The sequence below is a fragment of the Pseudomonas sp. Pseusp97 genome (assembly GCF_047304025.1).
Lineage (GTDB): Bacteria > Pseudomonadota > Gammaproteobacteria > Pseudomonadales > Pseudomonadaceae > Pseudomonas.
The window spans coordinates 1-877 of sequence record NZ_JBGLYK010000457.1; the positions used below are offsets into that span (position 1 = coordinate 1).

At 67.0% G+C, this 877-nt stretch carries 1 protein-coding gene and 1 pseudogene; both read right to left on the bottom strand.

Annotated elements, in window-relative coordinates; translation table 11 throughout:
- A pseudogene (locus tag ACCC94_RS29855) lies at nucleotides 1-430 on the bottom strand (energy transducer TonB); the annotation flags it as partial.
- Nucleotides 431-515: 85 nt separating this feature from the next.
- Nucleotides 516-877: GTP-binding protein (locus ACCC94_RS29860; RefSeq protein WP_413353192.1), on the bottom strand; the 362-nt coding region annotated here is incomplete at its 5' end.

The following is an 877-nucleotide window of genomic DNA, read 5'->3' on the forward strand; positions in this document are numbered from 1 at the left end:
GTTGCTGCACTTCGGGCTTGGGCGGCAGGGTAACGACGCTCACCTGCATGGCCTTGGGCATTTCGCCCGCGCCCAGATTCAATTCGGCCGGAGTGGGCATCACCCAGACCAGCGCGGCGACGATGGCCACGTGCATGGCGATCGCCAGGCCGGAAGACTTCCACCAGCCTCCGGGGGGCGGCGGCTGTTCGCCGTCGTCCACGCCTTCGACCGGCGCGGCATAGGGAATCAGGACCTCTTCGGGAACCACTTCCTCGTCGCGGCGAGGGCCGGCGCAACTGATCAGTCGCAGGTTGGCCTCATTGGCGCGCTGGGCGTTCACGCTGGGCAAATGGACGCCGTCATCCGCCGTGGCGGAAGTGAACAGCTGTTCCTCAGCGTCCACGGCGGGACTGGCGTCCGCCGCTTTGCGCGGTTGGGGTAACGACATGAGAAAGCCTGCGGGAAGAGTTCACGAAGCAATATCTTCTGATAATTATTATCATTCACTCGCTCCGGGAGGGCAACCTTATCTGTCAGATGGGGGCGATGGCGCAGCGCAAAAGGCTCTCCTGCAGGGCCTGGGGGTCCAGCTCGGCGGCCAGGATCAGCTCTATCCGGCTATCCTTGCGCCAGGCGCTGGGCGTCCAGGGCGCCGGAGCGACGGTGCGGTTGCAGGCCAGCCAGGCGTCCTCGGTGCGCAGCACCGCCTTGGCCCGCAGCAGGCCGGGCAGCCCGGCCAGCCAGGCGTCCAGATCGGCCGTGCGGAAACGCCAGTCACGGTGGAAGCGCCAGCCAACCGCCTGTCGCCCCTCTTCGACGCGCGCCTGGCGCAGCGGCGATTCACGGCGCAACAGCATCGCCGGTTCTGCGGACGAAGCGCCCTGCGGCAAATCAG